Source organism: Streptomyces sp. NPDC004126 (assembly GCF_050275515.1).
Taxonomy (GTDB): domain Bacteria; phylum Actinomycetota; class Actinomycetes; order Streptomycetales; family Streptomycetaceae; genus Streptomyces.
This window is the reverse complement of record NZ_JBNNPF010000042.1, coordinates 47,533-68,550: the sequence shown is the minus strand read 5'-3', so window position 1 is coordinate 68,550 and position 21,018 is coordinate 47,533. Positions and strand designations below refer to the sequence as shown.

At 72.9% G+C, this 21,018-nt stretch carries 15 protein-coding genes; 9 read left to right on the top strand and 6 right to left on the bottom strand.

What is annotated here, in order from left to right:
* The first annotated feature begins 212 nt into the window (after window positions 1-212).
* Entirely contained in the window at window positions 213-920 is a 708-nt protein-coding gene (locus tag ACQKM2_RS30790) for a hypothetical protein (protein ID WP_427715455.1), read from the top strand.
* The gene (locus ACQKM2_RS30785) at window positions 908-2,164 is read left to right on the top strand and encodes a sensor histidine kinase (protein ID WP_427715452.1); all 1,257 of its coding nucleotides are present in this window, start codon (window positions 908-910) and stop codon (window positions 2,162-2,164) included. The genes ACQKM2_RS30790 and ACQKM2_RS30785 overlap by 13 nt, the downstream gene beginning before the upstream one ends.
* A 25-nt stretch (window positions 2,165-2,189) precedes the next feature.
* Here ACQKM2_RS30785 and ACQKM2_RS30780 read toward each other — a convergent pair whose 3' ends face one another.
* Complete coding sequence (locus tag ACQKM2_RS30780; RefSeq protein ID WP_427715449.1) at window positions 2,190-4,283, bottom strand: PhoX family protein; 2,094 nt, start codon at window positions 4,281-4,283, stop codon at window positions 2,190-2,192.
* 325 nt (window positions 4,284-4,608) lie between these two features.
* Between ACQKM2_RS30780 and ACQKM2_RS30775 the strand changes: the two genes are divergently transcribed.
* Entirely contained in the window at window positions 4,609-6,126 is a 1,518-nt protein-coding gene (locus tag ACQKM2_RS30775) for a VWA domain-containing protein (protein WP_427715446.1), read from the top strand.
* Window positions 6,127-6,207: 81 nt separating this feature from the next.
* On the opposite strand, the gene aspS is transcribed toward ACQKM2_RS30775, so the two are convergent.
* Window positions 6,208-8,025 (bottom strand): aspartate--tRNA ligase, encoded by a 1,818-nt coding sequence (gene aspS, locus ACQKM2_RS30770; RefSeq protein WP_427715443.1) that lies wholly within the window; start codon window positions 8,023-8,025, stop codon window positions 6,208-6,210.
* Between the two features lie 136 nt (window positions 8,026-8,161).
* Here aspS and ACQKM2_RS30765 point away from each other — a divergent pair, with 136 nt between their 5' ends.
* Window positions 8,162-10,384 carry a SpoIIE family protein phosphatase gene (locus tag ACQKM2_RS30765; RefSeq protein ID WP_427715440.1) on the top strand — a complete coding sequence of 741 codons (2,223 nt, stop codon included), beginning with the start codon at window positions 8,162-8,164 and terminating at the stop codon, window positions 10,382-10,384.
* A gap of 34 nt (window positions 10,385-10,418) precedes the next feature.
* Complete coding sequence (locus tag ACQKM2_RS30760; protein ID WP_427715437.1) at window positions 10,419-11,471, top strand: AI-2E family transporter; 1,053 nt, start codon at window positions 10,419-10,421, stop codon at window positions 11,469-11,471.
* Between the two features lie 64 nt (window positions 11,472-11,535).
* On the opposite strand, the gene ACQKM2_RS30755 is transcribed toward ACQKM2_RS30760, so the two are convergent.
* Window positions 11,536-12,519, bottom strand: a complete 984-nt coding sequence (locus ACQKM2_RS30755) for a pirin family protein (protein WP_427715434.1) — start codon at window positions 12,517-12,519, stop codon at window positions 11,536-11,538.
* Window positions 12,520-12,728: 209 nt separating this feature from the next.
* Between ACQKM2_RS30755 and ACQKM2_RS30750 the strand changes: the two genes are divergently transcribed.
* Window positions 12,729-13,214: a hypothetical protein gene (locus ACQKM2_RS30750; protein ID WP_427715431.1), complete on the top strand. Its 486-nt coding sequence runs from the start codon at window positions 12,729-12,731 to the stop codon at window positions 13,212-13,214.
* Between the two features lie 152 nt (window positions 13,215-13,366).
* Here ACQKM2_RS30750 and ACQKM2_RS30745 read toward each other — a convergent pair whose 3' ends face one another.
* Entirely contained in the window at window positions 13,367-14,344 is a 978-nt protein-coding gene (locus tag ACQKM2_RS30745) for a helix-turn-helix domain-containing protein (RefSeq protein ID WP_427715428.1), read from the bottom strand.
* Window positions 14,345-14,391: 47 nt separating this feature from the next.
* Window positions 14,392-14,853, bottom strand: coding sequence for an SseB family protein (locus ACQKM2_RS30740; RefSeq protein ID WP_007265129.1), 462 nt, complete (start codon window positions 14,851-14,853; stop codon window positions 14,392-14,394).
* Window positions 14,854-15,029: 176 nt separating this feature from the next.
* On the opposite strand from ACQKM2_RS30740, the gene ACQKM2_RS30735 reads away from it, so the two are divergent.
* The 3 genes from ACQKM2_RS30735 (at window position 15,030) to ACQKM2_RS30725 (ending at window position 19,120) form a co-directional block, all read left to right on the top strand.
* On the top strand, window positions 15,030-16,856 hold the full coding sequence (locus ACQKM2_RS30735) for an acyl-CoA dehydrogenase (RefSeq protein ID WP_427715425.1): 1,827 nt from the start codon (window positions 15,030-15,032) through the stop codon (window positions 16,854-16,856).
* A gap of 135 nt (window positions 16,857-16,991) precedes the next feature.
* On the top strand, window positions 16,992-17,726 hold the full coding sequence (locus ACQKM2_RS30730; protein WP_386272977.1) for a hypothetical protein: 735 nt from the start codon (window positions 16,992-16,994) through the stop codon (window positions 17,724-17,726).
* Between the two features lie 101 nt (window positions 17,727-17,827).
* The gene (locus ACQKM2_RS30725) at window positions 17,828-19,120 is read left to right on the top strand and encodes a M18 family aminopeptidase (RefSeq protein ID WP_427715421.1); all 1,293 of its coding nucleotides are present in this window, start codon (window positions 17,828-17,830) and stop codon (window positions 19,118-19,120) included.
* A 37-nt stretch (window positions 19,121-19,157) separates the two neighbouring features.
* On the opposite strand, the gene ACQKM2_RS30720 is transcribed toward ACQKM2_RS30725, so the two are convergent.
* Complete coding sequence (locus tag ACQKM2_RS30720) at window positions 19,158-20,996, bottom strand: NHL domain-containing thioredoxin family protein (RefSeq protein ID WP_427715419.1); 1,839 nt, start codon at window positions 20,994-20,996, stop codon at window positions 19,158-19,160.
* Window positions 20,997-21,018 lie beyond the last annotated feature (22 nt).

Here is a 21,018-nt window from a genome sequence, read left to right as displayed (position 1 = left end):
TACTTCTGGAGCCGCACGCCCACTCCGGCGGGGGTGCCCGCAAGGGGTCCGGGCGCAGCCCGGGGAACGGGCGAAGGGCGGGTAGGGGACCTCGCCCCGCGCAGCGGCACACCCACCCGCACCCGGCCCACCGGCGCGAGCCGCAGCGGCACCGCACCCCCGGACGGGTCAGTGGTCGGGACGCGGCGGCGGAGCCGGGGGAGCATCGGTACATGCGGAGCCCTCACGCGCTGGTGCTCGCCGCCCTGCTGGCGGCCACGGCCGGCTGTGCCGACGTGGAGGGACTGCGCAGCTCCGGCGACCTCGGGACCGTGCACGCCCCCAAGACCCTGTGGAAGGCGTACCGCCCCGACCCGCCCGGCCCCGGGCAGCAGCCCGGCGCGGCCGCCGTGGTGCCCGGGCTGCCCGCGCCGAAGGGCCCGGGGATGCGCGGGGTGGACGCGCTGGCCGTCGTACGGGCCGACATCACCTCCGCCACCGCCGAGGACGGCGGCACCGGACGGCTCGTCGACCCCCGGGCCGTCCAGCGGCTCGCGCTCTGCACACAGGCTGTGGACGGCGGCCCGTACTGCCCGGTCCGTCCCGGCGTCCTCCACGACCTGACCGGGGACGGCGAGGACGAGCTGATCACCGCCCTCGACGTGGACGGCCGGGTCAGCGAACTGCGCGTCTACACCGTCCGCGACGACGGAAGGATCGCCCGGGTCCTGGCCCGGCGCGGGGTGCTGGAGGGGGTGGAGGTGGCCGCCGAGCACCTGGCGGTCCGCGAGCCGACCTCGAACCCCGCCTACATCTCCGTCTCCGACTACGTGTGGGACCCGCAGGCCCGCAGCATGAGCCTGACCCAGCTGACCCTCGACGACTGCCCGGCGATCACGGACGTCCCGCTGAGCGAGGGACGCGCCCGATGCGCGCGCTGAGCAGCCTGCGCTGGAAGATCGCCCTCACCACCACGCTGGTGTGCTGCACGGTGGCCGCCGCGCTGGGGATCCTGGTGCACAACGTGGTGGCGCGGCAGGTCGTCGGCGAGGTCCGCAAGGACGTCGAACGGGACCTCGACCACGCCCTCGGCCACTACGAGTACGGCACCTCGCACGGGGACGTGAACCTCGCCCTGGACCCGCCCGGCCTGCCCCGCCCGCTGCGCGAGCTGGTCGCCCGCGGACGGACCGGCAGCATGGTCGGCACCCGGGACGGCGAGCCCGTCATGTGGGCCGCCGCACCGGCCGACCAGAAGGCCCTGGCGGTCTGGATCCCGTACGCGAACACGCGCCACCGGCTGCGCGACATCGACACCGCGATCCTCGTCTCCTCGGTGGTCGCGGCCGGGGTCGTGGCCCTGGCCGGCGTCTTCCTCGCCGACCGGATCAGCCGCCGGCTCACCACGGCCGCCGCCGTCGCCCGCCGGATCAGCGCCGGGGACCTCGACGCCCGGGTGGGCTTCCCCGCGGACACCGGCCCGGGGACGCGCCGCTACCACGACGAGGTGCGGGACGTCGCGCACGCGCTGGACTCGATGGCCGCATCGCTCCAGGAACGGCTGGAGGCGGAGAAGCGGTTCACCGCCGACGTCGCGCACGAGCTGCGCACCCCGCTGACCGGTTCGCTGGCCGCGGCCTCGCTGCTGCCCGAAGGCCGGCCCAAGGAGATGATCAACGACCGGCTGAAGGCCCTGCACCTGCTCACCGAGGACCTGCTGGAGGTCTCCCGGCTGGACTCCGGGGTGGAGCGGGCCGACCTGGACCGGGTGGAGCTGGGCCGGGCCGTGGAACGGGCCGTCGCCGGGACCCGGCTGCCCGCCGAGGTACGGATCGTGCGGGACGCGGTGGTGTTCACCGACCGCCGCCGCCTGGACCGGATCCTGGCCAACCTGCTGGTCAACGCCCACAAGCACGGGCGCCCGCCGGTCGAGGTGACGGTGGAGGGGCCGGTGGTGGTGATCCGCGACCACGGCTCCGGCTACCCGGCCGAGCTCATCGAGCAGGGCCCGAAGCGGTTCCGCACCGGGGACCCCGGCCGCGGCCGGGGCCACGGGCTGGGCCTGACGATCGCGGCGGGCCAGGCGGCGGTGCTGGAGATCGAGCTGGGCTTCGCCAACGCCCCGGACGGGGGTGCGCTGACGACGCTCCGGCTGCCGGTGGGCCGGCTGCCGGAGCCGGGCTGACCCACCGCCCCGTCGAACGGCGTGATCAGACGCCGATGTTCTTGCCGTCCTTGCGCCACACGGACACCACCGCCGGGCGGACGATCTTGCCCGGGCCGTCGGGCCACACCGACTGCGGCTTCTCCACGGACGCGCCGTCGATCTCGCCCGGGTGCTGGACCGCGACGAGCACGCGCCGGTCCTGGACCAGCGGACCGCAGGTCTCGGCACCGCGCGGCACGGTCAGGAACTGCTTCAGCTCACCGCGCCGCTCGCCGGCCGTCGCGACGCCGAACAGGCCGTCGTGCGAGCCGAGCTGGTTGCCGTCGGTGGAGATCCACAGGTTGCCGTGCGGGTCGAAGGCCACGTTGTCCGGGCAGGAGATCGGGCTGACCTTGTCCTTCGGGAAGCCCGCGAAGTAGGTGGCCGGGTCGTTGGGGTCGCCGGCGACCAGGAAGAGCCGCCAGGCGAAGCCGTCGCCCGCCGGGTCGTCGAAGTTCTCGGCGAGCTCCAGGATCTGGCCGTGCTTGTTCAGGTTGCGCGGGTTGGCCTCGTCCGCACCGGCCTTGCCGGGCTTGCCGCGGTCGGTGTTGTTCGTCAGCGCGATGTACACGCGGCCGGTGCGCGGCGACGGCTCGACGTCCTCGGGGCGGTCCATCTTGGTGGCACCGGCCTTGTCACCGGCCAGGCGCGTGAAGACGAACACCTCCTCGGCGGTCATGCCCTCGACGTGCGAGACGTTGCCGGAGGGGGAGGCCGTGGCCAGCTTGATCCAGACGCCCGAGCCGTCGAACTCGCCGTCGGCGGGGAGCTTGCCGGAGCCGTCGATCCCGGCGGCCGGGGAGTCGCCGGTGAGCTTGGCGACGTAGAGGGTGCCCTCGTCGAGCAGCGTGAGGTTGTGCTCCTTCGCCGCGCGCGAGTCGCCCTTCATCATCCGCTTCGAGGAGACGAACTTGTAGAAGTAGTCGAAGCGCTCGTCGTCGCCCATGTACACGACCGGGCGGCCGTCCTCGGTGAGGCGGGGCTGCGCGGCCTCGTGCTTGAAGCGGCCGAGGGCGGTGCGCTTGCGCGGGACGGAGTTCGGGTCGTACGGGTCGAGCTCGACGACCCAGCCGAAGCGGTGCGGCTCGTTGGGCTCCTGCGCGACGTCGAAGCGCTTGTCGAACCGCTCCCACTTGCGCTCGGAGGCGCCGGAGGTCACGCCGTAGCGCTTCAGGCGGGCGGCCTGGACCGGCTCGGTGACCTGGCCGGCGTTGGCGAAGTACTGGTTGAAGTTCTCCTCGCCGTGGAGGGTGGTGCCCCACGGGGTGGTGCCGCCGGCGCAGTTGTTGAGGGTGCCGAGCACCTTGGTGCCGGTGGCGTCGACGGAGGTCTTCAGCAGGGCGCTGCCCGCGGCCGGGCCGGTCAGCCTGAACTCGCTGGTGGCGGTGAGGCGGCGGTTGAGCTGGTGGCGGCTGACGGCCGTCAGCTTGCCGCTGCGGTGGTCCTCCTGGACGACGACCACGGACAGGCCGTGCGCGGCCCAGGCGATCTCCGCCTGCTCGCGGGTGGGGTTCGCCGGGTCGTAGCCCTTGAACATGAGGTTCTCGTCCGTGTACTCGTGGTTGGCCACGAGCAGCTGCTGGCGCTCGTACTTGCCGCCGAGCGGGAGCAGGCTGAGGAAGTCGTTGTTGTAGCCGAACTGGCCTGCCTGGGCGGCGGCGGTCTGCTTGTCCGAGTTGAAGGCGGGGGCGCCCTTGAGGATCGGGTCGCCCCAGCGGATCACCACGTTCTGCTCGTGGCCCTCGGGGACGGTGACCTTGTCGTCGGTGTTCGGGGCGACGGGCTTGAAGCGCAGGCCGCGGGCGGCCTCGCCCGCGCGCTTGGCCTCGGCGTCGGACACGGGGGCGGCGCTGGCGTTCTGGCCACCGCCCGCGCCGAGGGTGACGGCGGTGCCGGCGGCGGTGGCGACCGTGACGACGGCGGCGGAGCGCAGCATCGAGCGGCGGGAGTAGGCGCGGGCTATGACGTCGCCGGCGTACTCGTTGTCGCTGGTGTTGGGCACCTCGTGGAAGCATGCGTCGCCGCAGCGGTAGCGGCAGGTGAGAGCGGAACGGCCGCTGCCATGCGGGTTGCCGATGAACGGCAGGAGCTTGCGCACGAGGGTGTCCTCCGGTGAGAGTGCACGGCGCCGACGACGTGTCGGTACGAATTCAGCCGCGACGGTAGGCGCGGGTTGCGCCGATGCGGCGGCGCCGGGATGAACGATGGATGAACCCGGCACGGCGGAGGGGGAGTTCGCGGACGGGGTCCGGTTGGGTGGGAGGGCGGGCGCCACGAAAGGCGCCCCTGCCGAAGTTCCAGCCAAGGGGCCGATAACCTTACGTGTCCACTCTGGGCAGGGATCAACCGCGCAGCACGGACAAATGACGCACGCACTCATGCGAAAGGCCTGGCCCATGGGTATTCGGAGCTTGTTGCGCAAGGTGTTCGGACGGACTGCGGAGCCGGTCCCCGAGACGTCGGACGCCCCTTCGGCCGCGGCCCTTCCGAGCCAGGCCGAACGAACCCCTCTGGACGCGGCCGCCGAACTGGTGGCGGCGTCCTTCGACAACCCGACGGTCCCGCCGCAGTCCGCGCCGCGCGACCGTGAGCCGGGGACGGTCCTCACCGCCGCCCCGGCCCCGGCGGCGGACCCCACAGTCCCGGAAGCCCGCCGTCCGCTGTCCCCGGCGGGCCCGGCCGAACCCGCGACCGCCGTCCCGCCCCAGCCGACAGCTGCCGTTGCCGCTGCCGCTGAGCACACGGAGCCGCAGGCCGCGCCCGAACCCGCCGCCGAGGCGGAGCCGGAGGCCCCCGCGCCGCAGGCCGAGGCCACCCCGGAGCCCACCGCAGAACCGGAACCGGAGGCGCCGGCCGCAGCGGAAGCGGAGCCCGAGGCCCAGGCAGCCCCCGCCGCCACCGAAGAGCCCGCGGCCGCCCAGGCCGAGGCCGACCCGGAGCCGGAGCCCGCCGCCGAAGAGCCCGCGCCGCAGGCCCAGGCCGAGCCCCTCGCCGCCGCACCCGCCGCCGAGGCGGAGCCCGAGGCCGGCGCCGAGCCGGCCGAAGCCGAGGCCGAAGCCGAAGCCACCGCACCGGAACCGGAGGCCGAGCCCGTCGCCGTGTCCGCCGAGGCGGAACCGGAGCCCGTCGCCGCGTCCGCCGAGGCGGAGTCGGAGCCCGAGCCCGTCGCCGCCGCCCCCGAGCCGGAGGCCGAGACGGCCGAGACGGCCGAGCCCGTGGCCGCCCGGGCCGGGACGGAACCGGAGCCCGAGGAGGCGTCGCCGCAGGGCGAGACGGCCGAGGGACCCGCCATCGCCGCGGCAGCGGTCCGGCGGCGGGCCGCCGGCGTCGCCGGGGCGTACAAGGCCGCCGGGCAGGTGCTGCGGGCCAAGGGGAAGGCCGGGGCCCGCGCGAAGGTGTACCTCGTGCTGGACCGCTCCGGCTCCATGCGCGGGTTCTACAAGGACGGCAGCGCCCAGCACCTCGCCGACCACGCCCTCGCCCTGGCCGCGCACCTGGACGAGGAGGCCACCGTCCACACGGTGTTCTTCTCCACCGAGCTCGACGGCACCGCCGAGCTGACCCTCGACGCGCACGACGCGACCTGGGTCGAGGCCCGCCACGCCGAACTCGGCCGGATGGGCCGCACCAGCTACCACGTGGCCGTCGAGGCGGTCGTCGAGCGCTACCAGAAGGACGGCGGCGAGGGCCCGGCCCTGGTCGTCTTCCAGACGGACGGCGCCCCCGACAACGTCCGCCCCGCCCGCCAGGCGATCACCGACGCGGCGGCCGCCGCCCCCGGCGTGCACTGGCAGTTCGTCGCGTTCGGCGACCACGACGCCAAGGCCTTCGACTTCCTGCGCAAGCTGGACGCCGAGAACGCCGGCTTCTTCCACGCCGGCCCGGCCCCCGCGGAGCTGACCTCCGCCGCCCTCCTCAAGGGCATCCTCGACCGCTTCTGACGACAGCCGGACAACGCGAAGGGCCCGGGATCCGCGAGGATCCCGGGCCCTTCCCGCTACGGGAGCGGCAGCGTCACGGCGTTACCGCGCGGCGTCCGGGTGGACGGCCTCCGCGACCGGCTTGGCGTCGGCGGCCTTCGTCTCGACCGGCTTGCGCAGGGCGATGTTCAGCTCGCGCAGGCGGGACTCCTCCAGCACCGTCGGCGCGCCCATCATCAGGTCCTGGGCGTTGCCGTTCAGCGGGAAGGCGATGGTCTCGCGGATGTTCGGCTCGTCGGCCAGCAGCATCACGATGCGGTCCACGCCCGGGGCGATGCCACCGTGCGGCGGGGCGCCGAGGCGGAACGCGCGCAGCATGCCGGCGAACTCGCGCTCGACGGTCTCGGCCTCGTAACCGGCGATCTCGAAGGCCTTCAGCATGACCTCGGGCTCGTGGTTGCGGATGGCGCCGGAGGACAGCTCGATGCCGTTGCAGACGATGTCGTACTGCCAGGCCAGGATGTCGAGCGGGTCCTTCTCCTCCAGGTCCTTCATGCCGCCCTGCGGCATCGAGAAGGGGTTGTGCGAGAAGTCGATCTTGCCGGTCTCCTCGTCCTTCTCGTACATCGGGAAGTCGACGATCCAGCAGAAGCGGAAGACGTTCTCCTCGAACTGGCCCGCGCGCTTGGCGGCCTCGACCCGGACCGGGCCCATGATCTTGGAGACCTCGTCGAACTCGCCCGCGCCGAAGAACACCGCGTGCCCGGCCGCCAGGCCCAGACGCTCGGTGAGGACCTTGACGTTCTCCTCGGTGAGGAACTTGGCGATCGGGCCGGTCAGCGAGCCGTCCTCGCCGACGCGGACCCACGCCAGGCCCTTGGCGCCCAGCGAGATCGCGTACTCGCCGAGGCCGTCGAAGAACTTGCGCGGCTGCGCGGCGGTGTCCGGGACGGCCAGCGCACGGACGTGCTTGCCGGCGAACGCCTTGAACTCCGAGCCCTCGAACACGTCGGTGATGTCGACGAGCTCCAGCTTGGCGCGCAGGTCGGGCTTGTCGTTGCCGTACTTCAGCATCGACTCGCGGAACGGGATCCGCGGGAACGGCGAGGTGACCGGGCGGCCGCCGCCGAACTCGGTGAAGAGCTCGGTCATCAGCTTCTCGATCGGCTGGAAGACGTCCTCCTGCTCGACGAAGGACATCTCCACGTCGAGCTGGTAGAACTCGCCCGGCGAGCGGTCGGCGCGGGCGTCCTCGTCGCGGAAGCAGGGCGCGATCTGGAAGTAGCGGTCGAAGCCCGAGATCATCAGCAGCTGCTTGAACTGCTGCGGGGCCTGCGGCAGGGCGTAGAACTTGCCCGGGTTCAGGCGGGACGGGACGACGAAGTCACGGGCGCCCTCGGGGGAGGTCGCGGTGAGGATCGGGGTCGCCATCTCGTTGAAGCCGAGGGACACCATCTTCGAGCGGATGGAGGCGATGACCGCCGAGCGCAGCATGATGTTGCGGTGCATGCGCTCGCGGCGCAGGTCGAGGAAGCGGTACTCCAGGCGGCGCTCCTCGTTCACACCGTCGTCGGTGTTGATCGTGAAGGGCAGCGGGGCGGCCGCGCCGAGCACCTCGACCTCGGCGGCCTCGATCTCGATCTCGCCGGTCGGCAGGTCGGGGTTCACGTTCTCGGTGCCGCGGGAGACGACCTTGCCGTCGATCCGGACGACCGTCTCCTTGGACAGCTTGTCCAGGACGTCGGCGGCCGCGGTGCCGGGGCGGGCGACGAGCTGCGTGATGCCGTAGTGGTCGCGCAGATCGATGAAGAGGATGCCGCCCAGGTCTCGACGATTGTGCAGCCAGCCGCTCAGCCGGACGTCGGTGCCGACGTCAGAGGCACGGAGCTCGCCGCACGTGTGGGACCTGTACCGATGCATCAGTCATCCAGTTCTACGCGATACCAGGGTGGATTCAACCGTCCCAAGGTTACCGTCCGGGCGGGGCGCCGCGCGGGCGCGCCCGAGCAGGCGCCCGAACAGGCACGTCGGCGGGATCACCTGTAAAGATGACCGGGTGCGCACCGAGGACGTCCTGGCCGCCATCGCGACGGGCCTGTGGCGATGGGACAACGCCTCCGGGACGGTCACCCTCGACGGCGAGGCCGCCCGGCTGCTCGGCCTGCCCGCCGAGCCCGTCGTCCTGCCCGAGGTCGCGGTGCGCTCGCGCTTCCACCCGGTCGACTGGAACGAGATCAACGGCATCGTCAACCTCGCCGTCGCCGAGGGCACCCTCGCCGAGGCGCGGCTGCGGATCATGGACGAGGACGGGCGCGTGCTGCGCACCGTGCGCAGCCGCTCCAAACCCGTGGAGAACCGGACGCCCGAGGGCCGCGTCGACTACGAGCTGATCGGCACCATCCAGGAGATCGCCGAGCCGCAGCCCGGCACCACCGCCGTCCACACCCCCATCACCGGCGACTGGCGGCGGTCCCGCGAGGCCTTCCTGCTCGACGCCGGCCGGGCGCTCGCCGAGGCCCGGTCCACGGCCGAGGTGCTGCGGGTGGCGGCCTCGCTGTCCATGCCGGGTTTCAGCCCCGACGGGCTGGCGGTCTTCGGGGTGGCGGGCGAGAAGCTCTCGGTCATCGGCCACCACGGGCACGCGCCGGGCGACGAGGCCCCCTTCACGGACATGGTGCTGGACACGGCCTATCCGGCCGCGGAGGTCGTCCGCACCGGCCGGGCGATCTACCTGCCCACCCCGGAGGAGTACGAGCGGCGCTTCCCCGTCACCTGGCCGCTCGCCGAGCCCTTCGGCCGGGTCTCCTGGGCCTTCCTGCCGCTGATCGTGGCCGGGCGGACCATGGGGGCCTGGATGGCCGCCTTCAAGCAGCCGGTGACCTTCTCGCCCGACGAGCGGTCCGTGCTGACGACGGTCGCGCGGATGCTCGCCCAGGCCCTCCAGCGGGCCGGAGTCGCCGAGTCCGAGCGCGAGCTGACCACCGGACTGCAGCGGTCGATGATGCCGCAGCTCGGGCCCGAGATCCCCGGCATGACCATCGCCGCGCGCTACGTCCCCACCGGCGGCGGGCTCCAGGTCGGCGGCGACTGGTACGACATGATCCCGCTGCCGTCGGGACGGTTCGCGCTGGTCATCGGCGACGTCCAGGGCCACGACGTACGGGCCGCCGGCCTGATGGGCCAGCTGCGGATCGCGGTACGGGCGTACGCGTCCGAGGGCCACCGGCCCGACGCGGTGCTCTCCCGCGCCTCCCGGTTCCTCGCCGGGCTCTGCTCCTCCCAGGAGGAGGAGGCCGGGGCGGAGGCCGGGGAGCGCGGTCCCGGCGCCGAGTCCGACTACCTCAGCCCCCGTTTCGCGACCTGCCTGTACGCGGAGTGCGACCCGGAGACCGGCACGCTGGAGGTGGCCCGCGCCGGCCACCCCGACCCGGTGATCCGGATGACGGACGGCACCGTCCTGATGCGGCCGACCGCCGGCGGCCTCCCGCTCGGGATCGTCCCCGACACCGACTACCCGACGACCCGGTTCACCCTGGAGCCCGGCGAGACGATGATGCTGTGCACCGACGGGCTCATCGAGACCGGCGGGCACGACCTCGACACCGGCTGGGCCCGGCTGCGGGCCATCCTGGAGGCCGACGCCGAGACGTACGGGCCCGGCGCGGACCTCACCGCCGGGCACCTGGAGCACCTCGCCGACCTGCTGGTCCAGGCCGTGCACGGGCCCTCCTCGCACCACACCACCGGCCCCCTCGCCGACCGCCGCGAGGACGACATAGCCGTGGTGCTGCTCTGCCGCGAGGGCGCCGGCTGCGGCTGCGCGACCGGCCGGACGCACCCGGCCCGGCCCGCCCGGCGCACGGTGCTGACCGTGGCCCAGGCCGAACCCGAGCGGATCGCGGGCGCCCGCCGCCAGGTCCGGGAGCTGCTGCACGACTGGGCGGACCCGGAGCAGGTGGACTCGGCGGTGCTGATGGTCTCCGAGATGGTGACCAACGTGCTGGTGCACACCGACGGGGACGCGCTGCTGGTCGCGGAGGCGGCCGGCGAGCTGGGCACCCGCCGGCTGCGCGTGGAGGTCGCCGACGGCAGCGACGAGCTGCCGCACAAGCGGCACCCCGGCGAGATGGCCTCCAGCGGGCGCGGCGTGCTGCTGATGGAGATGCTCGCCGACACCTGGGGCGTGGACCCCAGGGGCGCGGGCAAGTCGATCTGGTTCGAGCTGTACGAACGCTCCAAACCGGTGGAGACCGATCTTTCTCCACCGGACACGGCCTAGACGCGAGAACGTCGAGAGGGAGGTGGACACGGCGATGCCGACCCCGCTTCTGCCCGACCCGGTGCGCCGGCTGGCCGCCTGGTGCGCGGTCCTGCTGATCGTCACGGGCGTCGCCGCCGTCGGGATCTGGCTCTGCGTGGTCTTCAAGGCGGTCGTGACGCCCGTCCTGCTCGCCGTCCTCGGCACGGCCCTGCTCGGCCCCCTGCACCGGCGGCTCGTCCGGATGCGCGTCGGCCGCTCGCTCGCCGCCGCGCTCACCTGCCTCGCGGTGGTCGGCGTCGTCGGCGGGGCCGCGTACATCGTGGTCCTGGCGCTCGTCGAGACCGGCGACCAGATCATCGACTCCCTCGTACGGGCCGGGGAGGCCCTCGCGGAGCACTTCGGGGCGGCCGGTACCTCGTTGCAGGACCTCGCCGCGAACTCCAAGGAGCTCCTCGCCAAGTTCGGCGGTACGGCTGCCTCGGGGGTCGTCGCCGGGATCAGCGTGGTCGCCGCGATGATCGCGACGGCCCTGCTGGCGCTGGTCCTGATCTTCTTCTTCCTGCGCGACTCCGACCGGGCCGTGGGCACACTGCGGGCCCTCGTCCCGCGCCGCTCGGGCGACCTGATGGAGGCCATGGGCCGACGCGCCTTCGAGGCCGTCGAGGGGTTCATGCGCGGGACCACCTTCGTGGCCCTGGTCGACGCCGTGCTGATCGGCACCGGTCTGCTGGTGCTGGGGGTGCCGGGTGCGCTGGGTCTGGCGGCCCTGGTGTTCGTGACCGCCTACATCCCCTACCTGGGCGCCTTCCTCTCCGGCGCGGTGGCGGTCCTGGTCGCCCTCGCCGACCGGGGCTGGGTGATCGGCCTGTGGGCGCTGGGCGTGGTGCTGGCCGTCCAGATGATCGAGGGCTACGTCCTGCAGCCGATGGTGCAGAGCCGCACGGTCCAGATGCACCCGGCGGTGGTGATGCTGGCGATCACGGCGGGCGCGAGCGTCGCCGGCGTCCTCGGCATGCTCCTGGCCGTCCCCCTGACGGCGGCCGCCTTCGGCATCGTCTCGGAACTCCGGGGCCGGTACGGGGATTCGCGCACCGACCCCGGCTAGTACGCCCGCCTGGCTGCCCGCCGGGCTGCCCGGCGGGCGTTCCGCCCAGGAGTGCCGCTCCGACTCAGGAGTGCTGCTCCGCCGAGGCGGTGCGCTCCCGGGCAGTGGTGGGGATCCGGCCCAGGCGGCCCGCCTGGAAGTCGTCGAAGGCCTGCTGGAGTTCGTGCCGGGTGTTCATGACGAACGGCCCGTAGTGCGCCATCGGCTCGCGGATCGGGCGGCCGCCGAGCAGGACGATCTCCAGGTCCGGGGTGTGGGAGTCCTGGGACTCGTCCGCGCGGACCGTGAGGGAGCCGCCCTCGCCGAAGACGACCGTCTGCCCGGTGTGGACCGGCCTGCGGTCGGTGCCCACGGTGCCCCGGCCGGCCATGACGTACGCGAGGGCGTTGAAGTCCTCGCGCCACGGCAGGGTGAGCTGCGCGCCCGGGGTGACGGTCGCGTGGATCATCGTGATCGGGGTGTGGGTGATGCCCGGGCCCTCGTGCCCGTCGAGCTCACCGGCGATGACGCGGAGCAGCGCGCCGCCGTCGGGGGTGGTGAGCAGCTTGACCTTGCCGCCGCCGATGTCCTGGTAGCGCGGGGGCATCATCTTGTCCGAGGCCGGGAGGTTCACCCACAGCTGGAGGCCGTGGAAGAGCCCGCCGCTGACGACGAGGTGCTCCGGCGGGGCCTCGATGTGCAGGAGGCCCGAGCCGGCGGTCATCCACTGGGTGTCGCCGTCGTTGATGACTCCGCCGCCGCCGTTGCTGTCCTGGTGGACGAAGGTCCCGTCGAGCAGGTAGGTGACGGTCTCGAAGCCGCGGTGCGGGTGCCAGGGGGTGCCCTTCGGCTCGCCCGGCGCGTACTCCACCTCGCCCATCTGGTCCATCATGATGAACGGGTCGAGGTGCTGGTAGTCGATCCCGGCGAAGGCGCGGCGCACCGGGAAGCCCTCGCCCTCGAATCCCCCGGGAGCCGTGGTCACGGCGAGCACCTTGCGGGCGGCGGCCGTCTGGGGCTCGGCCACGCGCGGAAGGGTCAACGGGTTCTCAACAGTCACTGCGGGCATGGTCAGGACCTCCTTCTGCGTCGAGTTTAGTTGAAACTCGAACTTTCTGCCACACCGCACGGAACAGCTCACCCGTCCGGAGCATTCCCGGTCGGGCGCGGACCGTCCCAAGGAGCCGCGGGCGGGGGTTTTCGGCCGCTTTCCGCCGCGAACCGGGGTTTTTGCCCGTACCTGACAACCAGGGGGCGGCGGGCGCGGTCTACCCGGGCATGGAGAACAGCACCCCCCGGCCGACCCCCGACACCGGAACCGGAACCGACACCGAGACAGAGACAGAGACAGAGACCGCCCCCGAGCCGGCGTGGAGCCCGCCCGGCTGGCTGCGCGTGCCCGCGACGGCCCTCGCGATGACGGCGGTGATGACCGGCGCCGGGTACGCCGTGTACCGGTGGGCGGCCACCGGGCTGCCGATGGAGCCCCTGCCCGGCTCGCCCTGGCCCTACCTCGGCGCGTGGGCGGTGCTGACCTTCCTCGCCGCCCTGCTGCTCCAGTGGGCGACGTCCGGGATCGACTACGACGGCCGCTGGGCCCTGATCGGCATCCCGTTCTTCGCCGGGATCCGGCTCTCCCTGGCCTACCGCCCCGACCCCTCGCTGCTGTACGCGTACGGTCTGGCGGTCCTGGCGGCGGCCGCCGCGGGCACCGCCCTGTGGCGCCGGAGCCGGGCGGCCGCAGCCGCCGCCGGCCGGGGGTAGGCGCGGCGGGCGGGGCCGGCGGGGGACCTCCCCCGTGGGTCCCCCGCCGCTCCCGATGGTGCGGGAGGGCGGGCCGCCCCGGCGATCCTTTCGGCGGTGGCCGAAAGCTCCGGCGGGCCCCCGGCGGGCCTCCGGCGGACCTCCGGCGGTTCTCAGCCGCCGCTGCGCAGGAGTTCCACGCCCAGGCCCGTCACCGAGTGGAGCACCGCCTTCCCGTCCCGCTCGGTGGTGATCAGCCCGGCCGCGCGCAGGGTGCGGGTGTGCTCCGAGACCGACGGGAGGCTGACGTCCAGGTCCCGGGCCAGCTCGCTGGTGGTCCGCTGCTGGACCAGCAGCCGGAGCACCGCCGCCCGGGTCCGCCCGAGCAGCGCGTCCAGCGCGGCCCCCGCCGGGCCCCCGGACGGGCCCGCCTCCACCAGCGGCAGCGGCGTCAGCGCCGGGTACATGAGCACGGGCCGCCCGGCGGGTCCGTCGGGGCCCTCCGCGAGCAGCGGCCGGCCCGTCCAGAACGGCGACGGCATCAGCAGCAGCCCGCGCCCGCCGAGGTGCACCTCGTACCCGGGCGGCCCGTCGACCTCCAGGACGGTGCCCGACCAGCGGGCCGCCGGGTGGATGCCGGCCAGGCACGCCTTGATGCCGTGGGCGGCCAGCAGCCGGGTGCGCCAGGCCACGTCCGCCCGGAAGGACTGCCGGATGTGCGGCCAGTACGGGGCGATGACCGCCTCGTACGCGGAGCCGATCGCCCCGCCCAACTGGTCCCAGGCCCCGCGGTCCTGCTCCCACAGCGCGCGCAGCCAGGCGGGCCGGCCGCCGGGGGCGCGGGCGGCGGCGGTGGCCAGCTGTTCGCCGGTGAGCAGTGCGCCCGCCTCGCGGACGGCCGCCAGGCCTTCCTCCAGGGTGGCCGCGTACGGCTCGATGAACTGCGGGTTCTGGCCGTCCGGGCGCAGGAGTTCGAGCAGCGGCCCGCGGGCCCGGCCGGGCAGGTCGCGGCAGACGCGGCGGCGCCAGGGGCCGAAGACGGCCGGCTCGTCGGTGCGCTGGAAGGCGACCAGGGCCATGGCGAGTTCGAGCAGCGGCAGCGGTTCGGCGGCGAAGGTGACCTGGAACAGGTCCTCGGCCGTGAAGTGCACCCTCAGCAAGGTCCGACCACCCCCGGCGCCGGCGCCACTACGACAGGTCAGCCGTACATGCGGCGCATCGCGAAGTCGACCATCTGCTCGACGGCCTTCGCGTCGAACACCATCCGGTGGTCGCCCTCCATGTCGAGGACGAAGCCGTACCCGGTGGGCAGCAGGTCGATCACCTCGGCGCCGGTGATGACGAAGTACTTGGACTCCTTGCCGGCGTACCGGCGGAGCTCCTTGAGCGTGGTGAACATCGGGATGACCGGCTGCTGCGTGTTGTGCAGGGCCAGGAACCCCGGGGTGTCGCCGCGCGGGCAGTAGACCTTCGACGTCGCGAAGATCTGCTGGAAGTCCTCGGCGGACAGCGACCCGGTGGTGAAGGCCCGTACCGCGTCGGCGAGCGACGGCGGAGAGGGCTCGGGGTAGAGCGGCTGCTCGCCGTACCCGCCGGCCATCTGCTGCGGGGCGGCGTACTGCTGCTGCCCCGCGCTCACGTTCTGGTCGTAGCCGTACATGGACCGAAGCCTACCGAGCGGGCCCCGCCCCCAGGCACCCTCCAGGGATTCCCGCTTGATGCTGGTCACAGTGGCCGACGAAGGGTTGCTTCTTATTACTGGTGGGTAGCATCATGACGTTACCGATTGGTATGTACGAGGAACCTGTCTCCCCGAGCCTTAACGGAGCCGTCGCCATGGGGCACTACAAGTCGAATCTCCGCGACATCGAGTTCAACCTCTTCGAGGTGCTCGGCCGCGACAAGCTGTACGGCACCGGCCCGTTCGGCGAGATGGACACCGAGACCGCCAAGAGCATCCTGTCCGAGATCGCCCGCCTCGCGGAGAACGAGCTCGCGGAGTCCTTCGCGGACGCCGACCGCAACCCGCCGGTCTTCGACCCGGCCACCAACACCGCCCCGGTCCCGGCCTCCTTCAAGAAGTCCTACGAGGCCTTCATGGACTCGGAGTACTGGCGCCTGGGCCTGCCCGAGGAGATCGGCGGCACCACCTCGCCCCGCTCCCTCATCTGGGCGTACGCGGAGCTGCTCCTCGGCTCCAACCCGGCCATCTGGATGTACTCCTCCGGCCCGGCCTTCGCGGGCGTCCTCCACGAGGAGGGCAACGAGGCCCAGAAGCGCATCGCGCAGATCGCCGTCGAGAAGCGCTGGGGCTCCACCATGGTCCTCACCGAGCCGGACGCCGGCTCGGACGTGGGCGCCGGCCGCACCAAGGCCGTCCAGCAGGAGGACGGCTCCTGGCACATCGAGGGCGTGAAGCGCTTCATCACCTCCGGTGAGCACGACATGGAGGAGAACATCCTCCACTACGTCCTCGCCCGCCCCGAGGGCCACGGCCCGGGCACCAAGGGCCTGTCCCTCTTCCTCGTCCCGAAGTTCCACTTCGACTGGGAGACCGGCGAGCTGGGCGAGCGCAACGGCGTCTACGCCACCAACGTCGAGCACAAGATGGGCCTCAAGGCCTCCAACACGTGCGAGATGACCTTCGGCGACCAGCACCCCGCCAAGGGCTGGCTGATCGGCGACAAGCACGACGGCATCCGCCAGATGTTCATGATCATCGAGTTCGCCCGCATGATGGTCGGCACGAAGGCCATCGCGACGCTCTCGACGGGCTACCTGAACGCCCTGGAGTACGCCAAGGAGCGCGTGCAGGGCCCCGACCTCGCGAACTTCATGGACAAGAGCGCGCCCAAGGTCACCATCACGCACCACCCCGACGTACGCCGCTCGCTCATGACGCAGAAGGCCTACGCCGAGGGCATGCGCGCCCTGGTGCTCTACACGGCCTCCGTCCAGGACGAGATCGCCCTCAAGCAGGCCGCCGGCGAGGACGCCTCCGCCGAGATCGGCCTCAACGACCTGCTCCTGCCGATCGTCAAGGGCTACGGCTCGGAGAAGTCCTACGAGCAGCTCGCCCAGTCGCTGCAGACCTTCGGCGGTTCCGGTTACCTCCAGGAATACCCGATCGAGCAGTACATCCGCGACGCCAAGATCGACACCCTCTACGAGGGCACCACGGCCATCCAGGGCCAGGACTTCTTCTTCCGGAAGATCGTCCGCGACCAGGGCGCCTCGCTGAACATCCTCTCCGAGACGATCAAGAAGTTCCTCGCCGAGGGCCCCGGCGGCGAGGACCTCGCCCCCGCCCGCGACGCCCTCGCCAAGGCCGCCGTGGACCTGGAGGGCATCGTCGGCCAGATGATCGTCGACCTCACCGCCACCGGCGAGGACGTCAAGAACATCTACAAGGTCGGCCAGAACACCACCCGCCTGCTGATGGCCTCCGGTGACGTCGTCGTCGGATACCTGCTGCTCAAGGGCGCGGCCGTGGCCGCCGGGAAGCTGGAGGGCGCCTCCGCCAAGGACGCCGCCTTCTACACCGGCAAGATCGCCGCCGCGAAGTTCTTCGCCGGCCAGGTCCTGCCGGGCGTCTCGGTCCAGCGCGCGCTGGCCGAGGCCGTCGACAACTCCCTGATGGACCTCGACGAGGCCGCCTTCTAAGGCACGCCCGCCTCGCCGATCAAAAACGTACGCGGTGTACGTACGCACAGTGGCCGGACCCTCCCTGTCGGGGGTCCGGCCACTGCTGTCGGGCCGTTTCGGCCGTTGTCGGTGGTTCGTGGCACGCTCGTAGACATGAGTCCACAGGAGCAGCACGGCAGCAGGGGGTACTCGGTCCCCACGGGGCGCCCGTACGCCCTCAAGGAGCTCCAGGCCAACGTGGGCGCGCTCGGCGACCGGATCAAGGACCTCTACGACGGCGCCCACCCCGCCGAGTACGAACCGGTGGCCGACGCCCTGTACGTGGCCTTCCAGACGGCGGCGGGCCTGGCCCCCGCCAAGAGCTACACCGGCTGCCCCGAGCACCCCAACGGCGCCCTCGACCCCGAGGCGCCCGAGGGCTGGGGCCGCTGCCTCATCTGCAACGACCGCCGCCGCCTCGGCCGGCGCCTGCAGGGCGGCCGGGCCGCGGGCCCCGCCCCCGCGGGCGAGCAGCGGCGTCTCGGGTACCCCGTGCCCGACCCGCCGTACACCCTCGACGTCCTGCGCCACTACCTGCGCGTGATCGACGAGCAGCGCTTCCACCTCACGCTCGGCTCCGCCGACCAGGACTTCGTGCGCATCGCGGACGACCTCCACCGGGCCTTCATCGTGGCCCGGGAGCTGTCGCGGCCGCGCAACGCGTCGGGATGCTCCGAGCACCCCGGCGCGCCGATCGACCCCGATGCCCCTCCGGGTGAGGCCTGTATCTTCTGCGCCGGACGCAAGAGACGCGCGCAGCGCCCGCCGCAGACCCCCGAGATGCTCCCGCGCATCCGCCGGGGCGAGCGCAGACAACTGCAGCGCAGATTCGAGCGTCCGCCGGGCTGAGAGCGGCGGGGCCGCGGGGCAAACCCCCTGCTGTCCCCTGCCTCTCGGCTATCCGCCGCAGTCCGGCCATGGCGAACACGACCGTCGTTAAGGTGAACCACATGAGCTCTCCCGCCCGCTTCGACCGCGGCCACACCGACGATCTGATGACCTACCTGACGGCCAGTCCGTCGCCGTACCACGCAGTGGCGAACGCGGCGGAGCGGCTGGAGAAGGCGGGCTTCAGGCAGCTGTCGGAATCGGACGCCTGGGACTCGGGCACGGGGGGCAGGTTCGTCCTGCGCGGCGGCGCGCTCATCGCCTGGTACGTGCCCGAGGGCGCGGCCGCGCACACCCCCTTCCGGATCATCGGCGCCCACACCGACTCGCCCAACCTGCGGGTCAAGCCCGTGCCGGACACCGGCTCGCAGGGCTGGCGCCAGGTCGCCGTGGAGATCTACGGCGGGACCCTGCTCAACACCTGGCTCGACCGCGACCTCGGCCTCGCCGGGCGGCTGACCCTGCGCGACGGCACCGAGCGCCTGGTGAACGTGGACCGCGCCCTGCTGCGCGTCCCGCAGCTCGCCGTGCACCTGGACCGCTCCGTCAACACCGACGGCCTCAAGCTCGACAAGCAGCGGCACATGCAGCCGATCTGGGGCCTGGGCGAGGCCCGCGAGGGCGACCTGATCGCCTTCCTGGAGGAGGAAGAGGGCCTGCCGCAGGGCTCGGTGGCCGGCTGGGACCTGATGGTCCACTCGATCGAGCCGCCCGCCTACCTGGGCCGCGACCGCGAGCTGCTGGCCGGCCCGCGCATGGACAACCTGCTGTCGGTGCACGCGGGTGTCGCCGCCCTCGCCGCGGTGTCCGCCTCCGAGGGCCTGGACCACATCCCGGTGCTGGCGGCCTTCGACCACGAGGAGAACGGCTCCCAGTCGGACACCGGCGCCGACGGCCCCCTGCTGGGCAACGTGCTGGAACGTTCAGTCTTCTCGCGCGGCGGCACGTACGAGGACAAGGCCCGCGCCTTCGCCGCCACCATCTGCCTGTCCTCGGACACCGGGCACGCGGTCCACCCCAACTACGCGGAGCGGCACGACCCTTCGCACCACCCGCGCGTCAACGGCGGACCCATCCTTAAGGTCAACGTCAACCAGCGCTACGCCACCGACGGAAGCGGCCGCGCGGTGTTCGCCGCGGCCTGCGAGCGGGCCGGGGTGCCGTGGCAGACCTTCGTCTCCAACAACTCCATGCCGTGCGGCACGACGATCGGCCCGATCACCGCCGCCCGCCACGGCATCCAGACCGTCGACATCGGCGTGGCGATCCTGTCGATGCACTCGGCCCGCGAACTCTGCGGCTCCGACGACCCGTTCCTCCTCGCGAACTCCCTGCTGGCGTTCCTGGAGGGCTGAGGCCCAGCCCTCCGGGAACACCCGCGACGGCCGCCCGTCAGGCGTCCATGCCCGCCAGCACCAGCGGCAGGCGTGCGGCGCCGGCGGCCGTGACGACGACCGGGACGCCCCAGTCCTGCTGGTGGACGTGGCAGGCCGGGTACTCGTTGGCGGGGTCGTCGTCGCAGGACGCGGCCATCGCCGAGACGTGCAGCACCCCTTCGGTGACGGCCGGGTTCAGCACCAGGTCCCGGAACAGGTCCGAGCCGGCCCCCTCGCCCTCCGCCAGCAGCTCCGGCGGGGTCGAGGAGACCAGCAGCCGGGTGGACGGCCCGTAGCGGGTGTCCAGCTTCTGGCCGGCCGGGGCCTGGAAGACCACGTCCAGGCGGAGCGTGCCGGGGGCCACCTCGGTGGCCGCCCGCTGGGTGCGGTGGGCGACCGCGTCCACGCGTACGGCCTCCTCCGGGAGCCGCAGCCGGGTCAGCCGGTGCCGGGCGGACTCCACCACCACGATGTCCTCGCCGGCCAGCACGGCGGCGCTGGGCTCGCGCAGGTCGGTGGCGAGGGTGGAGACCTGGCCGGTGGCCGGGTCGTAGCGGCGCAGGGCGTGGTTGTACGTGTCGCAGACCGCGACCGAGCCGTCGGGCAGCGCGGTCACCCCGAGCGGGTGCTGCAGCAGCGCCTGGGCGGCGTCGCCGTCCCGGTGGCCGAAGTCGAACAGCCCGGTGCCGACGGCGGAGCGGACCACGCAGCCGTCCTCGCCGGACTCCACCCACCGCAGGGCGCTGGTCTCGGAGTCGGCGATCCACAGCCGGTCCCCGGCGGCGGCGAGCCCGGACGGCTGGGCGAACCAGGCCTCGGCGGCGGGCCCGTCGACGAGCCCCTCGTTGGTCGTGCCGGCGGCGACGCCGACGGTCCCCGACTCCGGGTCCCAGGCCCACAGCTGGTGCACGCCGGCCATGGCGATCCACACCCGGCCCTGCCACCAGGCGACGTCCCACGGCGAGGACAGGTCCACCTCCAGCGCCGGCCCGGAGGTCGGGGACCCCTGCCACCACTGCCGCCCGGTCCCGGCGACGGTCTCGACGGCGCCCGTCTCCGGGTCGAGGACCCGCAGCGCGTGGTTGACGGTGTCGGCGACCACGACCCGCCCGTCGGGCAGCAGCGCCAGCCCCTGCGGCTCGCTGAAGGCGTCCGGCCCGAAGCCGCGCTCCCCGCTGCCGATCCGCCGTACGACGGTTTCCCCGTCGGCCTCCAGCTCCACCAGCTGGTGCCGGGTGGAATCGCTCACCAGCAGGTTCCCGGAGGGCAGCACGAGCGCCTTCCCGGGGAAGCGCAGGTCGGTCGCGACGGGCTCGGGCGCCACGTAGGGCCCGTCCCCGCGCCGCAGGGTCCCCTTGGCCTCGTGCTCGGCCTCCAGCTCCTCGACGAGCCGCGCGATGGCGTGCGCGTGCCCCTCGCCGGCGTGCTGCGCGACGACGTACCCCTCGGGGTCGATCACCACGAGCGTGGGCCAGGCCCGCACGGCGTACTGCTTCCACGTCGCGAGCTCGGGGTCGTCGAGCACGGGGTGGTGCACCTCGTACCGCTCGACGGCGTCGACGACGGCGGCGTGCTCGGCCTCGTGGACGAACTTCGGCGAGTGCACGCCGATGATCACCACGGTGTCCCGGTGCTTCTCCTCCAGCTCCCGCAGCTCGTCGAGGACGTGCAGGCAGTTGATGCAGCAGAACGTCCAGAAGTCCAAGATCACTACACGTCCTCGCAGATCAGCGAGGGTGAGTTCCTTACCACCGGTGTTCAGCCAGCCCCCCTTGCCGATCAGCTCGGGGGCACGGACACGGGCACGGCGGCGGGGCTCGGGCGCGGGGGTGGGCGCCGGGGCAGCATCGTTCATCCTTCAAGCTTGCCATCCGGTC

Bases quoted from the DNA above. Each gene is read 5' to 3' on its own strand.
- ACQKM2_RS30790 (WP_427715455.1), top strand. From the start codon at position 213: ATGCGGAGCCCTCACGCGCTGGTGCTCGCCGCCCTGCTGGCGGCCACG.
- ACQKM2_RS30785 (WP_427715452.1), top strand. From the start codon at position 908: ATGCGCGCGCTGAGCAGCCTGCGCTGGAAGATCGCCCTCACCACCACG.
- aspS (WP_427715443.1), bottom strand. From the start codon at position 8,025: ATGCATCGGTACAGGTCCCACACGTGCGGCGAGCTCCGTGCCTCTGAC.
- ACQKM2_RS30760 (WP_427715437.1), top strand. From the start codon at position 10,419: ATGCCGACCCCGCTTCTGCCCGACCCGGTGCGCCGGCTGGCCGCCTGG.
- ACQKM2_RS30755 (WP_427715434.1), bottom strand. From the start codon at position 12,519: ATGCCCGCAGTGACTGTTGAGAACCCGTTGACCCTTCCGCGCGTGGCC.
- ACQKM2_RS30750 (WP_427715431.1), top strand. From the start codon at position 12,729: ATGGAGAACAGCACCCCCCGGCCGACCCCCGACACCGGAACCGGAACC.
- ACQKM2_RS30740 (WP_007265129.1), bottom strand. From the start codon at position 14,853: ATGTACGGCTACGACCAGAACGTGAGCGCGGGGCAGCAGCAGTACGCC.
- ACQKM2_RS30735 (WP_427715425.1), top strand. From the start codon at position 15,030: ATGGGGCACTACAAGTCGAATCTCCGCGACATCGAGTTCAACCTCTTC.
- ACQKM2_RS30730 (WP_386272977.1), top strand. From the start codon at position 16,992: ATGAGTCCACAGGAGCAGCACGGCAGCAGGGGGTACTCGGTCCCCACG.
- ACQKM2_RS30725 (WP_427715421.1), top strand. From the start codon at position 17,828: ATGAGCTCTCCCGCCCGCTTCGACCGCGGCCACACCGACGATCTGATG.
- ACQKM2_RS30720 (WP_427715419.1), bottom strand. From the start codon at position 20,996: ATGAACGATGCTGCCCCGGCGCCCACCCCCGCGCCCGAGCCCCGCCGC.